This window comes from Paenibacillus sp. S29 (genome assembly GCF_049319765.1).
Classification (GTDB): domain Bacteria; phylum Bacillota; class Bacilli; order Paenibacillales; family Paenibacillaceae; genus Paenibacillus; species Paenibacillus polymyxa_B.
Window position 1 is genome coordinate 334,992 of record NZ_JBMOUI010000002.1, and the last position, 14,137, is coordinate 349,128.

14 protein-coding genes and 1 pseudogene are annotated in these 14,137 nt (G+C 47.9%); all 15 read left to right on the forward strand.

What is annotated here, in order from left to right; all coding sequences use genetic code 11:
- Window positions 1-33: 33 nt before the first annotated feature.
- The 15 genes and pseudogenes from ndk to ACL9RM_RS04640 all read left to right on the forward strand — a co-directional run bounded on the left by ndk (window position 34) and on the right by ACL9RM_RS04640 (window position 13,858).
- The gene (gene ndk, locus ACL9RM_RS04570; protein ID WP_061829211.1) at window positions 34-477 is read left to right on the forward strand and encodes a nucleoside-diphosphate kinase; all 444 of its coding nucleotides are present in this window, start codon (window positions 34-36) and stop codon (window positions 475-477) included.
- A gap of 30 nt (window positions 478-507) precedes the next feature.
- Complete coding sequence (locus ACL9RM_RS04575; protein WP_023989169.1) at window positions 508-1,308, forward strand: CheR family methyltransferase; 801 nt, start codon at window positions 508-510, stop codon at window positions 1,306-1,308.
- Between the two features lie 229 nt (window positions 1,309-1,537).
- Window positions 1,538-2,707, forward strand: a complete 1,170-nt coding sequence (gene aroC, locus ACL9RM_RS04580; RefSeq protein WP_013310720.1) for a chorismate synthase — start codon at window positions 1,538-1,540, stop codon at window positions 2,705-2,707.
- A 1-nt stretch (window position 2,708) separates the two neighbouring features.
- Window positions 2,709-3,803 (forward strand): 3-dehydroquinate synthase, encoded by a 1,095-nt coding sequence (aroB, locus tag ACL9RM_RS04585; RefSeq protein WP_250268704.1) that lies wholly within the window; start codon window positions 2,709-2,711, stop codon window positions 3,801-3,803.
- A 2-nt stretch (window positions 3,804-3,805) separates the two neighbouring features.
- Entirely contained in the window at window positions 3,806-4,180 is a 375-nt protein-coding gene (gene aroH / locus ACL9RM_RS04590; RefSeq protein WP_013310718.1) for a chorismate mutase, read from the forward strand.
- A 385-nt stretch (window positions 4,181-4,565) separates the two neighbouring features.
- Window positions 4,566-6,116 carry an anthranilate synthase component I gene (gene trpE / locus ACL9RM_RS04595; RefSeq protein WP_250268703.1) on the forward strand — a complete coding sequence of 517 codons (1,551 nt, stop codon included), beginning with the start codon at window positions 4,566-4,568 and terminating at the stop codon, window positions 6,114-6,116.
- Window positions 6,117-6,150: 34 nt separating this feature from the next.
- Complete coding sequence (gene trpD, locus ACL9RM_RS04600; RefSeq protein ID WP_250268702.1) at window positions 6,151-7,197, forward strand: anthranilate phosphoribosyltransferase; 1,047 nt, start codon at window positions 6,151-6,153, stop codon at window positions 7,195-7,197.
- Complete coding sequence (gene trpC / locus ACL9RM_RS04605) at window positions 7,187-7,981, forward strand: indole-3-glycerol phosphate synthase TrpC (protein ID WP_250261106.1); 795 nt, start codon at window positions 7,187-7,189, stop codon at window positions 7,979-7,981. Before trpD ends, trpC begins: the two co-directional genes overlap by 11 nt.
- Window positions 7,978-8,649, forward strand: coding sequence for a phosphoribosylanthranilate isomerase (locus ACL9RM_RS04610; RefSeq protein ID WP_250261107.1), 672 nt, complete (start codon window positions 7,978-7,980; stop codon window positions 8,647-8,649). The genes trpC and ACL9RM_RS04610 overlap by 4 nt, the downstream gene beginning before the upstream one ends.
- Complete coding sequence (gene trpB, locus ACL9RM_RS04615) at window positions 8,646-9,842, forward strand: tryptophan synthase subunit beta (protein WP_250261108.1); 1,197 nt, start codon at window positions 8,646-8,648, stop codon at window positions 9,840-9,842. Before ACL9RM_RS04610 ends, trpB begins: the two co-directional genes overlap by 4 nt.
- Window positions 9,839-10,645, forward strand: a complete 807-nt coding sequence (gene trpA, locus ACL9RM_RS04620; protein WP_250268701.1) for a tryptophan synthase subunit alpha — start codon at window positions 9,839-9,841, stop codon at window positions 10,643-10,645. The genes trpB and trpA overlap by 4 nt, the downstream gene beginning before the upstream one ends.
- Before the next feature lie 54 nt (window positions 10,646-10,699).
- Window positions 10,700-11,803: a histidinol-phosphate transaminase gene (hisC, locus tag ACL9RM_RS04625; RefSeq protein WP_250268700.1), complete on the forward strand. Its 1,104-nt coding sequence runs from the start codon at window positions 10,700-10,702 to the stop codon at window positions 11,801-11,803.
- Between the two features lie 26 nt (window positions 11,804-11,829).
- Window positions 11,830-12,918 carry a prephenate dehydrogenase gene (locus tag ACL9RM_RS04630; RefSeq protein WP_250268699.1) on the forward strand — a complete coding sequence of 363 codons (1,089 nt, stop codon included), beginning with the start codon at window positions 11,830-11,832 and terminating at the stop codon, window positions 12,916-12,918.
- Window positions 12,919-13,210: 292 nt separating this feature from the next.
- Window positions 13,211-13,342: pseudogene (locus ACL9RM_RS04635) on the forward strand (IS1595 family transposase); the annotation flags it as partial.
- A 63-nt stretch (window positions 13,343-13,405) separates the two neighbouring features.
- Window positions 13,406-13,858 (forward strand): VOC family protein, encoded by a 453-nt coding sequence (locus tag ACL9RM_RS04640; protein WP_250268698.1) that lies wholly within the window; start codon window positions 13,406-13,408, stop codon window positions 13,856-13,858.
- Window positions 13,859-14,137: the final 279 nt, after the last annotated feature.

Here is a 14,137-nt window from a genome sequence, read left to right on the forward strand (position 1 = left end):
ATAAATACATTAGATTGGATTGGGAGTGAGCCGATGGATCGTACTTTTTTGATGGTTAAACCGGATGGTGTACAACGTGGACTGATTGGACGTATCATCAGTCGTCTGGAAGACAAAGGCTTCAAAATGGCGGCTGGCAAGCTTGTGCAAGTATCAAGAGAACAGGCAGAACGGCATTATGCAGAGCATGTGGGCAAGCCTTTTTTTGAAGAGCTTGTAGGCTTTATCACATCAGGCCCTGTGTTTGCTATGGTATGGGAAGGGGATAACATCGTTACGCTCTCCCGCTTGTTGATTGGTAAAACACAAGTAACCGAAGCTCTTCCGGGCACAATTCGTGGAGACTTTGCAGCACATACACCGTTTAACCTCATTCATGGTTCAGATTCACCGGAGAGCGCAGAGCGCGAGATTGCAAATTTTTTCCTGCCGGAAGAATCCGTTCGGTATGAAAAAAGTGTGGCGACCTGGGTATAAGTTTAATTACGTATGAAGAAGGATGGTAGCATGACGGATATGGAACTGGGTCAGACGGACCCCGATTACACAGCGTTTATCCGCAAAATCAAGGACAGCACAGGTATTGATCTTGCACAATACAAAGAAGCACAGATGAAAAGGCGGTTAACTACGCTTCGCAACAAAAACGGGTTTCCCAGTTTTGTTTCTTTTTATGATGCCATGATGAAGGAAAAACCTCTATTCTATGAATTTCTGGATCGGATGACGATCAATGTTTCGGAATTTTGGCGAAATCCCAATCGGTGGGAAGTGCTGCGGGATACAATCTTGCCACAACTGCTTGTAGGAAAGCAGAAGCTTAAGCTGTGGAGTGCGGCCTGCTCGACTGGTGAAGAGCCTTATAGCCTGGCTATGGTTCTCGACGGTAAAGGGATTTTAGGAAATTGCTCCATTACAGCTTCCGACATTGATGATGGTGCATTGGCAAAAGCCAAGGAAGGTAAATATTTGGAGCGTTCGCTCAAGGATGTACCTGAGCAGGTAGCTAGCAAATATTTCAAGCCGGATGGTGCGATGTATCGAATTGATGACCGTTTGAAACAAGCCGTGAAATTTCAAAAGCAAAACTTGCTGCTGGATCGGTTTGAGGATGGCTATGATCTCATTATCTGTCGAAATGTAATGATTTATTTTACAGAAGAGGCCAAACATACGTTGTATCAAAAGTTTGCAGCCAGTCTTCGTCCCGGCGGTGTGTTATTTGTCGGTAGCACAGAGCAAATCTTTTCTCCTAACCAATATGGTCTGGAATCGACGGAAACCTTTTTTTATCGAAAAAAAGCATAAGCCTGCGTATATCATCCAAAGTTTTGTAGGAACTTATTTATATCTTTGAGTAATTGATGGTTGGCTTATCAGCAAAGCACGTCCTTTAGCCCCTTTGGCTAAGAGGCGTGTTTTTGTTTATCTGCATACACGTGGCTTTTCTTGTCAAAGAAAGGTGCGTATACTATAATGAAGCACAGTTAAAGATTTTAGCGATGCACAGTTTAACAGTTTAAAGGGGGAACGCGTCATGAGTTTACGTTATTTAACCGCGGGGGAAACGCATGGTCCCCAGCTAACTGCCATTGTAGAGGGTATGCCGAGCAATTTAAAATTGGATTTTGAGGAATTGAATTTTCAGCTGCACCGTCGTCAGAAAGGATATGGACGGGGTCGGCGTATGCAGATTGAAAAAGATACGGCGAAAATTGCCGGAGGCGTACGTCACGGCTACACCACGGGTGCACCGATTGCGCTGGTTGTGGAAAATAACGATTGGAAGCACTGGCAGAACATTATGAATATTGAGCCTATTGAAGGCAGTGATGAGGAAAAACGTCGGGTTCACCGACCACGTCCGGGTCATGCGGATTTGAATGGCGGAATGAAATACAACCTGAAGGATCTTCGTAACGTGCTGGAGCGCTCCAGTGCACGCGAAACAGCAATTCGTGTGGCATGCGGCGGTTTGGCCCGTCAATTGCTGGCTGAGTTCGGAATCAAGGTGGCAGGTCAGGTCATCCGCATTGGGGAAATCGAAGCTCCTTACCGTGATCTGCCGATTGATGAGCTGATTGCCGTGACAGAAGCCTCCTCGGTGAGAGTAACCGATCCAGAAACCGAAAAGAAAATGGAAGCATATATTGATCTGATCAAGCAAGAAGGTGATTCAGTCGGTGGGGTAGTGGAATGTATCGTAGAAGGTGTTCCGATTGGTCTGGGCAGTCATGTACAGTATGATCGGAAGCTGGATGCACGTATTGCACAAGGCGTCATGTCGATTAATGCATTTAAAGGCGTGGAAATCGGCATTGGCTTTGAAGCAGGAGAATTGCGCGGTTCACAGGTGCATGACGAGATCCTATATGATGAGGAACGTGGATATCACCGTCGTACCAATCGTTTGGGTGGTTTTGAGGGTGGCATGACGAATGGAATGCCAGTTGTGGTTCGTGGCGTAATGAAGCCGATCCCTACACTCTACAAACCTCTGCAAAGCGTTGACATTGATACAAAGGAAGCGTTCACTGCACAGGTTGAGCGTTCGGATGCATGTGCAGTACCCGCGGCTAGCGTAGTTATGGAGCATGTGGTAGCTTGGGAGATTGCGAAAGCTTTGCTAGAAAAATTCGGCGGGGATTCGATTGAAGAGATTCGTGCGAATATTGCATCCTACGAAGAACAACTGGGGCGGTACTAAGATGAGTACGCTGACGGTACAGCTTGGGGAACGTTCTTATCCTATTCATATCGGACGAGGGCTGCTACATCGAGCCGGAGAGTTGTTGAAGGAACGAGGAATTGCGCAAAAAAGCCCGTTGTTGATTGTTTCTGACGAAAATGTAGCAGGATTCTACTTGGCCACATTGGAGAGCAATCTTCAGGCATCTGGCTACAAGACAGTGTCCTTTGTCGTTAAGCCAGGTGAAACCTCCAAGTCGCTTGCTGTATTTGAGCAGGTCATAACAGCAGCCATTGAGGGCGGCTTGGATCGCAATTCAGCCGTTATTGCACTTGGTGGTGGTGTGGTGGGCGATTTGGCTGGATTTGTGGCGGCTTCTTATATGAGAGGTGTCAAGTTTGTACAGATCCCCACTACGATCCTTGCCCATGACAGTAGCGTGGGCGGTAAGGTTGGCATCAATCATCCTTTGGCGAAAAATATGATAGGAGCCTTCCATCAACCGGAACTTGTGTTGTATGACGTAGATACGTTGTCAACATTACCTCCTCGTGAGGTATCTGCGGGGCTTGCTGAAATGATCAAGCATGGCTTGATCTGGGATGCTGATTTCGCCCAGTGGTGCCGTGACCATGCGACTGATTTACTTGCGCTGGATGCGACAGCTCTGGAGTACGGTCTGGAAAAGGGATGTTCCGTAAAAGCCGAAGTGGTGTCGCGCGATGAACGAGAAAATGATTTGCGCGCTATTCTAAACCTAGGTCATACGATTGGTCATGCGATTGAAGCCATTGCGGGATACGGTGAGTTTTTACACGGGGAAGCCATTTCTATTGGTATGGTCGGCTCCGCACTTTTGGGCGTGAAGCTGGGGGCAGATCCTTCTTTGGCAGATGAAACGAAGGATATGTTGTTTTCGCTACGGCTACCGACCTCCCTTCCGTCACATCTCGATACAGATCGGCTGCTGGACGCGATGATGCATGACAAAAAGTTCAAAGAAGGCAGCATTACTTTTGTCGTCCCACGTAGCATCGGGCACGTGGAGGTTGTGAAGGATATTTCCGTCTCTTACATCCGACAAGTTATTGAACAGTTAAAAGAGGGGGCGTAACGATGTACAATCGGGGAATTCGTGGCGCGACGACCGTAGTGAATAATGAAGAAAACGAAATTTTGGAAGCAACATGCCAACTATTGGAGGAAATTGTATCCTACAATGAAATTCAGCCGGAGGATATTAGTAACGTATGGATTACGGTGACCCATGACCTGGATACTGCCTTTCCAGCCAAGGCCATTCGTCAGCTTGATGGCTGGGATATGGTTCCGCTCATGTGTGCATTAGAAATTCCTGTGGCAGGCAGTTTACCCAAGTGCATCCGTCTGATGGTACAGGTGAACACCGATAAATCCCAGCGGGAAATTAAACATGTATATTTGAACGGAGCACAGGCGTTAAGACCGGATCTGGCTTCCCAAGGGAAATAAGTGCCCGTTTTTAAAGTTGATGGTTGCCAAAGTAACATCCCATGAGATATAGTGTGTGTAGCAGAGTTAAGTAGAGTAGAGTTAGCCAGAGACAGAGTTGAGATGAGAAGAGTGCAGCCTTAGTCAATTCCATATGAGATTACAGAGACCGGCGGTAGCAGGTAAGCTTTTGTCTATGAAGAGATATTCTTCTACAGAGAAGCTTATTTGAAGCAACCTGCGTGGTTATACAAAAGGGATGAGTGTATACTTATCTATTTGCTGTAGTCATTTACATATGGAGCATTCTTATAATTTCAATAACTGACAGCCTCTACCTTACCGGTAGAGGCTTTTTTATATTCTCTCCTATGGTTCTGCGCCAATTTGGAAAGGAAGTGATCTCATGTTAACGCCGCATGTGGAGCAAGTGATAACGATGGCGAATGAATTTAACCTGATTCCTGTGTACAAAAAAGTGCTGGCTGATATGGAGACGCCGATTCGGATTTTCCGTCGGTATGCCGAGCGGGACCGTGCCTTTCTGCTAGAGAGTGTAGAGGGAGGCGAACAGTGGGCGCGACATTCATTCATCGGTACAGATCCGTTTCTAATGGTCTCGGGTAAAAAAGGACGTTTGATATTGGAACAACACGGTAAACGGCAAATATTAAACGACAAGCCGATTGAAGCGCTCAAAGCATTGCTTCGTAAATACCGTAGTCCGAAACTGAAAGAAATGCCTCCATTTACAGGCGGGGCTATCGGATTTTTTGGATATGACCTGCTTCAATATTATGAAAAGCTACCAGAGCATTCGGTAGATGATTTGAATATGGATGATATTCGTTTTATGTTCTGCGATCAAGTCATTGTTTTTGATCATGTGAAGCAGCAAATTTTGCTGGTCGGCAATGTTCATGTAGGCGAAGGGTTCCGCGAGGAGGACATTCGTGCTGCTTATGCTGACGTGGAACGCAAGTTGGAGGAAACGGCACAGTATTTGCGCAAGCAGGCCCCACCGGAGCGATTAGGATCAGCCTCCATTCCTGATGATGTGGAACTGGGTGAGATCCAATCCAATGTGACGAAGGAACAGTTTATATCAAACGTAGAGCAGGCGAAGGAGTATATCCGCTCCGGTGATATTTTTCAGGTTGTACTATCCCAGCGTTTTCACATTGATACAGAGGCCTCACCTTTACAGGTATACCGCGTGCTGCGCACGATGAACCCGTCGCCATATATGTATTATTTGAAAATGGATGACGAGATCATCGTAGGCACTTCGCCTGAGGCACTCGTCAAGGTGGAAAACGGCCGGGTAGAAACCCGTCCTATTGCAGGAACGAGACCGCGTGGGGTAACGGAGACAGAAGATGTGGCACTTGCTGAAGAACTGTTAAACGATGAAAAAGAACGTGCAGAACATCTGATGCTGGTTGATTTGGGAAGAAATGATTTGGGCCGTGTATCACAGTTTGGCACAGTCAAATGCGATACGTTCATGGAGATTGAACGCTATTCCCATGTCATGCACATTGTATCCAATGTGTCAGGTGAGCTACGGGAGGACAAAGATTTCTTCGATGCTTTCCTGTCTTGTCTGCCAGCCGGCACCGTATCGGGGGCTCCGAAGCTACGAGCCATGGAGATTATTGCTGAGTTGGAGCGGGAAGCACGCGGACCCTATGCAGGGGCGATTGGATATTTAGGCTTCTCAGGTAATATGGACGCTTGCATTACGATTCGCACGATTGTGTTTAAAAAGAACCGGGCCTATGTCCAGGCAGGCGCTGGAATTGTGTGGGACTCGGTTCCGGAAAGCGAGTATCAGGAGACGGTGAACAAAGCGAAGGCATTGCTGAAGGCAATCCGTACGGCAGAAGTGATGTTCCCGGCAACGACACAGCCCTATAACAGCGTCATCAACCAGGATTATTTGTACACTCCGTAACACACAAAAATCTGATTTTGAGGAGGAGACGACAATGGAACGACATGACATGATGCAAGTGGGGTTAAGCCGGATCATTGAGGGACAGCACCTTTCGCGTACGGAGGCCCGTAGCGTAATGGAACAGATTATGAGTGGAAGTGCTACACAGGCGCAAATTGGCGGGCTGCTGACGGCTCTTCGCCTCAAAGGGGAAACGGTAGATGAAATCACTGGTTTTGCCGAGGCTATGCGTAGCTACGCTAGTCCAGTGCAAGCTGAAGAAGGCAGCGGTCGTCTGCTGGACACATGTGGAACCGGAGGTTCAGGGATTCACAAGTTTAATATTTCCACGATATCCGCGATCATCGCAGCTTCGGTGTCTGTACGGGTAGCAAAGCATGGCAATCGTTCTGCAAGTGGCCGTGCCGGGAGTGCTGATGTCCTGGAGGCATTGGGAGTCAACATTCATTTGACGAGTGATCAGGCTAGGTCATGCCTGGACCGAATCGGCATCTGCTTTTTATTCGCACAGCTGTATCATCCGTCTATGAAGCATGCCGCCGCGCCGCGCCGCGAGCTGGGTGTGCGGACGGTATTCAATATGCTAGGTCCTTTGACGAATCCGGCTGGTGCGGATCGGCAGCTGTTGGGCATTTATGACGCCAACAAAACGGAAGTCATTGCCGAGGTATTGAACCAGCTCGGCTCCGAACGGGCCATGGTTGTCAGTAGTCTGGATGGGCTGGATGAAATTAGTATTTCAGCTGCGACACGAGTATCCGAACTGAAGGACGGCAAGGTTCACACGTTCGAGCTTCATCCGTCGGATCTGGGCTTGCAGACGCATTCTCTTGATCAGGTGCTGGGCGGCGACGCACAGGTTAACGCAGATATCATACGACGAATTTTAAACGGAGAGCATGGAGCTTATCGGGATGTTGTGTTAGCGAATGCAGGAGCGTGCATTTATGTATCAGGTGCAACGGCTACCTTGACGGCCGGAGTAGCACGAGCGGCAGAAGCCATTGACTCGGGACTGGCACTTTCTAAGCTGGATCAATTAATACAGGCAACGGGGGAATATCAATATGTATCTTGACAAAATTGTGGTGACGAAGCGACAAGAAGTGGAGCAGCTTAAGGAGCATTTTCAAATAAGTAAAGCTGAACGATTAATTGCTGATTTACCTGCGACGAGAGGATTCGAAAATGCGATCGCGAGCAAACGCAATCGTCCGCTCGGACTGATTGCTGAGGTGAAGAAGGCTTCCCCATCCAAAGGGCTGATTCGACCGGATTTCCATCCGGTGGACATTGCACGTGCATATGAGGGAGCAGGAGCGGATTGCATTTCTGTACTGACAGATGTGACATATTTTCAGGGGAGCCCTGAATATTTACAGCAAATTCGCGATCAGGTGAAGATTCCGCTGCTGCGAAAGGATTTTATCATTGATGAACGGCAAATATATGAAGCTCGTCTGCTGGGAGCGGATGCGGTGCTATTGATTGCCGCTATCCTGGAACCGCGTGTATTAGGGTCTTTTTTACAGATTGCCAAGGACCTCGGGCTGGACGCGTTGGTAGAGGTGCATGACAGTGAGGAGCTTAAAGCGGTGCTGGAGCTGGGGACAGCAACCTTGATTGGTGTAAATAACCGAAATCTGCGGACATTCGAGACTCGTCTCCAGACGACAGAGGAGCTGATCTCGCTAATTCCTAAAGGGGTTACGTTCATCAGTGAGAGCGGAATTGCGGGACCGGAAGATGTTAATTATCTGCATTCGGTAGGTGCACACGGTATCTTGGTGGGGGAGCATCTGATGCGCAAGGAAGATGTAGGAAAGGCTGTAGCCGAATTGATGGACGGGGTTAAAGCATGAACAAAACGGGCGTAAAAATTTGTGGACTTCAAAGCGTTGAAGTGCTAAAATCTATGGTAAACTTACCGGTCGATTATATAGGTTTTGTGTTTGCTGACAGTAAGCGCCGGATTGACGGCGTACAGGCTGGAAAGCTGCTTCGCGTATTAGATGAATGGACCTCAGGCAGCAGACCGCGCAGCGTGGGTGTATTTGTGAACCCTGGTGATGCACTGTTAAATGATGTGATGGAGAAAGCACCCTTGGATGTCATACAGCTGCATGGACAGGAGAGTCCGCAGCGCTGTCGGGAGATTAGGGAGCATTTTGGTATACAGGTATTCAAGGCATGGTCTGTGGACAGTCAAGGACAAACAGAACGCTCGGCGGACGAATTGGATGCCTATGTCGGGACAATTGACGCTTTATTGCTGGATACATACGATCCCCTGTATGGCGGCGGCTCCGGAAAAACGTTTGCGTGGGATCGAATTCCTGCCTATCAGGCTTGGACCCATCAATATGGAATTCCTTTGTTTGTAGCCGGCGGGTTGACTGCCGATAATGCGGAAAAGCTGGTTCATGAGTATCATCCCCATGGGCTGGATGTATCCAGCGGTGTAGAGACGAACGGAGTCAAGGACATTGCAAAAATCACAGCATTTGTGGAAAGGGTGAAGCAGGCATGACACAATTACCTGATAACAACGGACGTTTTGGAACATTTGGAGGACGTTTTGTACCGGAAACGTTGATGAACGCACTGATTGAATTGGAGGAATCCTACCGTAAGTACGCGGATGATCCCGAGTTTAAAGCAGAGTTGAACGGGCTCCTTAAGGACTATTCTGGTCGGGAAACGCCGCTTTATCATGCGGAGCGTCTGAGTCAGCATTTGGGCGGAGCTAAAATTTACTTGAAGCGCGAAGATTTAAATCATACCGGTGCCCACAAAATCAATAATGCATTAGCTCAGGGATTGCTGGCGAAGCGTATGGGGAAACAGAAGGTCATTGCTGAAACAGGCGCAGGACAGCATGGTGTCGCGACAGCGACTGTGGCTGCGTTGCTCGGATTGGAATGCAAGGTGTTTATGGGCGAAGAGGATACTGTGCGCCAGCAGCTGAACGTCTTTCGGATGCAGCTTTTGGGTGCAGAGGTCATTCCGGTGACATCAGGTACACGTACACTTAAGGATGCAGGGAATGAAGCTTTGCGTTACTGGGTCAGCCATGTCCATGATACGTTCTATATTTTGGGTTCAGCTGTCGGCCCACATCCGTATCCGATGATGGTGCGGGACTTCCAACGCGTGATTGGTGATGAAACACGTCGCCAGATCCTAGAGAAGGAAGGCAGACTTCCGGATGTCATCGTGGCAGCGATCGGTGGCGGAAGCAATGCCATCGGCATGTTTTATCCTTTTATTGAGGATCAGGGTGTCGCATTGATTGGCGTGGAGGCCGCTGGAAAAGGTGTCGAAACGGAATTCCATGCAGCTACGATGACCAAGGGAACACAAGGGGTCTTCCAAGGCTCTATGAGTTATCTGCTTCAGGATGAGTACGGACAAGTGCAACCTGCGCATTCCATCTCGGCTGGATTAGATTATCCAGGTGTTGGACCGGAGCATTCATACCTGAAAGATATTGAGCGGGCCAAGTATGTTCCGATCACGGATCAGGAAGCGCTGGACGCGCTTCAGCTCCTCTGCCGTACCGAAGGAATACTTCCTGCATTAGAGTCGGCACATGCTGTTGCGCAGGTCGTCAAGCTGGCACCTACGTTGACGGCAGATGATATTATCGTTATTTGTTTGTCTGGACGCGGGGATAAAGATGTGGACTCCATTATCAAGTATTTGGGAGGAAAACCGTCATGAATTTAATTGATCAGGCGTTTGGTCGCCTTAAAAATGAAGGCAAAACGGCATTAATCCCTTTTCTGACGGTAGGCGACCCGGATGTGGATACTACAATAGAGATCATTCGGCAGTTAGAGTCGGCCGGAGCTGACATATTGGAACTGGGTGTACCCTATTCCGACCCGCTGGCTGACGGTCCTGTAATTCAGCGCGCGTCTGAGCGTGCACTGAAACGGCAAATTTCCATTCGCACGTGCATGAAGACAGCTTCTCTGGCCAGGGCGGCAGGTTCAAGTCTGCCTTTTATTCTGTTCACGTATTATAACCCTGTATTACAGATGGGTATGGATGCTTTCTTTGCAGGCTTGCAGGAGCACGGTATCAGCGGTCTGATTATTCCGGACCTTCCGCTTGAGGAAGCGGAGGAGCTGGGAGGACGGGCCGCAGAGGTGGGTGTGCATCTGATTCCTCTGGTGGCTCCAACTTCTGAACAGCGGATCGAACGAATTGTCCGTCAGGCCCGTGGATTTGTATACTGTGTATCTTCGCTGGGTGTAACTGGGGAAAGAGCTTCCTTTTTTGAAGGTATAGAGGGCTTTATCGCGCAGGTCAAACGGCATACGGATATTCCGGTAGCGGTCGGTTTTGGGATCTCTACTCAAGAGCAGGTAGCCCGGTTTTCAAACATTTGCGATGGAGTTGTGGTCGGCAGTGCAATTGTACGTCAGGTGGAGGAGGCCATTCCATTGCTGAATGATTCTGCGCGCAGGCAAGAAGGTCTTTTGCAAATTCATAATTTTGTGGCACAATTAAAGCAGTAACTGTCAAAATAGAAAGTAATAAATATGTTTTGATTGGATAGAGGAGGTAGGGGCATGCAACCTAAACCGCATATTGTACATTTGCCAGTATATCAGCCCGGTAAACCGATTGAAGACGTAAAACGTGAGCTGGGACTCGATGAAGTCATCAAGCTCGCCTCGAACGAGAATCCGTATGGTAGCTCTCCCAAAGTGTTTCAGGCCATTCAGCAGGAGTTTGCCAACATTAGTGTATATCCTGACGGAAGTGCAGTAGCTTTGACACAGGCACTAGCTAAACGGACGGGTTTAAAAGAGGAACAGTTTATCTATGGCTGCGGATCTGACGAAATTATTGCGTTGATTACGCGTGCTTTCCTCCTTCCCGGGGAAGAAAGCATTATGGCCGATCAGACATTTTCCGTATACAAAAGTAATGTGGAAATTGAGGGAGCGGTTGCAGTTGAGGTGCCTTTGCGTGACGGTGTACATGATTTGGATGCTATGCTGTCTCACATCAATGACCGTACAAAAATTATTTGGATCTGTAATCCAAATAACCCGACGGGCACGATTGTACCTGAAGCAGAGCTAATTGCGTTTTTGGACCAAGTACCAAAGCACATCATGGTTGTTCTGGATGAAGCCTACGCCGAGTTTGTGACGGATCGTTCGTATCCCGACGGCATTCGTTTGTTGCCAGCGTACGAAAACCTGGTTGTACTACGCACCTTCTCCAAAATCTATGGGCTTGCTTCGCTGCGCATTGGTTATGGTTTGGGAGCCGAGTCAATCATTCGCTTGATAAATCAGGTTCGTGAACCGTTTAATACATCACGGGTAGCGCAGGCTGCGGCCATTGCTGCCTTGGAAGATCAGGAATTTGTTCAAGAATGCCGGGATCGTAATGCAGAGGGCAGAGCTTATTTGCAAAATGAGCTCAAGCGTCTGGGGCTGGAGTCTTTCCCAGCACATGGTAATTTTATTATGCTGGATGTACGTCGTCCATCCGGTGAGGTATTCCAGGAGTTGCTTCGTAAAGGTGTGATTATTCGCGCAGGTCATCATAAATATCCGACATATATTAGGGTGTCGGTTGGATCACAGCCGCAAAATGAGTTGTTTATTCGTGTGCTGGAACAGGTCCTGGGGGCGGAAGCGGCGAAAGTACGCCTATAATTTCCGCAGATGGGATTTGATAATTGATGAAGATTGCCATTTTCGGCGTGGGACTGATTGGTGGGTCCCTCGCACTTTGTTTTAAAGGGAAGCCGGATATTACTGTTGTCGGCCATGCCCATCTCCCTGAACTGATGGAACCGATGTTAAGCCGTGGTGTCGTGGACACCGCAACTCTTTCGGTTGAAGAAGCGGCAGAGGATGCCGATTTTATTTTTTTATGCGTACCTGTGGGCTTATTGGAGCATTATCTCGAACTGTTAAGCAAGCTACCGCTTAAAGCGGGTTGTATTATTACTGATGTAGGCAGCACGAAATCGGCAATTGCCAAAAAAGCATCAGAAATTTCTTTGCGCAACGCTTACTTTATCGGTGGTCATCCGATGGCCGGTTCGGAGCGTTCCGGTGTAAAGGCTGCTTCCGCATTGTTATTTGAAAACGCATATTATGTGCTTTCCCCGGCAGAGGGTGTGCCTGAGGAAGCATACAGTTCACTGGAACGTTTATTAAAATATACTAGTGCTCATGTTGTGCGTGTCCAACCTGATATGCATGATGATATTGTCGGTGCGATTAGCCATCTTCCGCACATTATTGCAGCGGCGCTGGTGAATCAGGTGCGAAAGCACAATGATGAAAATCCGTTGTACCGTACATTGGCTGCGGGCGGGTTCCGTGATATTACACGGATAGCCTCTAGTGATCCGGTTGTGTGGCGGGACATCTTACTGAGCAATCGTGAAGTTTTACTAGGCCTGTTGGAAGAATGGAACGGACAGATTGAGCGTTTTACCCATTTACTGAGAATACAAGACGGTGAGGGAATCGCTGACGAGTTTTTGACAGCTGGGCACTTCCGCAGTGAACTGCCAGAGCGTCGCAAAGGAGTCATCGTCTCCACGTTCGATCTGTATATTGATGTACCGGATACCCCAGGGATTATCGGGCGAATTGCTATGGAACTCGGTAATCACAGCATTAATCTGAGCAATATGCAAATCATTGAAAGCCGGGAGGATGTCCCAGGCATCATGCGGCTTTCCTTCCGTCAAGAGCAGGATTGGGAGCGTGCCAAGACTCTGCTGGATTCGATGGGGTATAAAGTGGTGGTTTAGAAAGGAAAATGTGTGTTGTGTAAGGAGACCGCTCCGCGACTCATTTGATCTTACGATCGCTGTTGCCTGCGGATTTTCTGAATATATGTTCTGATTGCCTATAAAACAACACACACTTTCCGGGAGTGAAGTAGTAGAAAAGATTTAGAGCGGACGAAGGGTTTCTTCGTCCGCTTTTTTAAAGCTCCTGTTTTTAAATAAAGGCTATGTTAAATGTTATTGTTGATATTTGATACTTAAGAACTAATGTTCTGTAATAAGGGTAATATCACTGTTCAGAGATGATTTACCTATGGATTTAAAGGAACTGAAGAGGCATGCTGGTACATTGGATGATAACGGTAAGCGGGAGCTTATCTACTTTTTGCAGTCCCGAATCAAGGGTGTGGCGGTTCCAGTTCGTGCGATTTGGGAGTTTAGAAAAGGGGTATCTACGTAATTTTATTACATAAAACGATCTTATTAAGGTAATAAGGAGATGAAAATTATGGCAAAAAACATATTACTAAGAATGGACAATGTTGGCATCGTTGTAGAATCCCTTGATGACGCAATCTCTTTCTTCGAGGAGATTGGCTTGAAGCTCGAAGGGCGAGCTACTGTCGAAGGTGAATGGGCTGGTCGCGTAACCGGGCTGGGTTCACAGTGTGTAGAGATTGCTATGATGGTTACCCCAGATGGCCACAGCCGACTTGAACTTTCGCGATTTCTCACCCCACCTATTATATCCGATCACCGAACTGCTCCTGTAAATGCCCTCGGTTATCTACGCGTCATGTTCACCGTTGAAGACATTGACGAAATGGTATCCAGACTCACTAAGTATGGTGCTCAGATCGTTGGCGAAGTGGTTCAGTACGAGGACTCGTATCGGCTCTGCTACATTCGTGGAATTGAAGGACTACTAATCGGTTTGGCGGAACAACTCGGTAATAAATAAGTGACGTTTAAAAGAAGACTTAACTGAAATATACATTACTAGAGTAAAAAATAGAAACAAAAAAAGCAGTGTGAAAGTATTCGAAGAAGTCGGGTGTGTATCAATCATATAAACACCGCATTCACACTCGGGGTCTGGGTGACCCTCGGTCCCGAAAACTAGGAACGAGGAAGTGATTGCCGGGACACATCCGCACCGACTAACCGCATCGCGGCCGGTAGCAAGCTGCTTCAACTCGGTGGGACATCGTGATGAATGAACTTTAACGGAAATCAATGC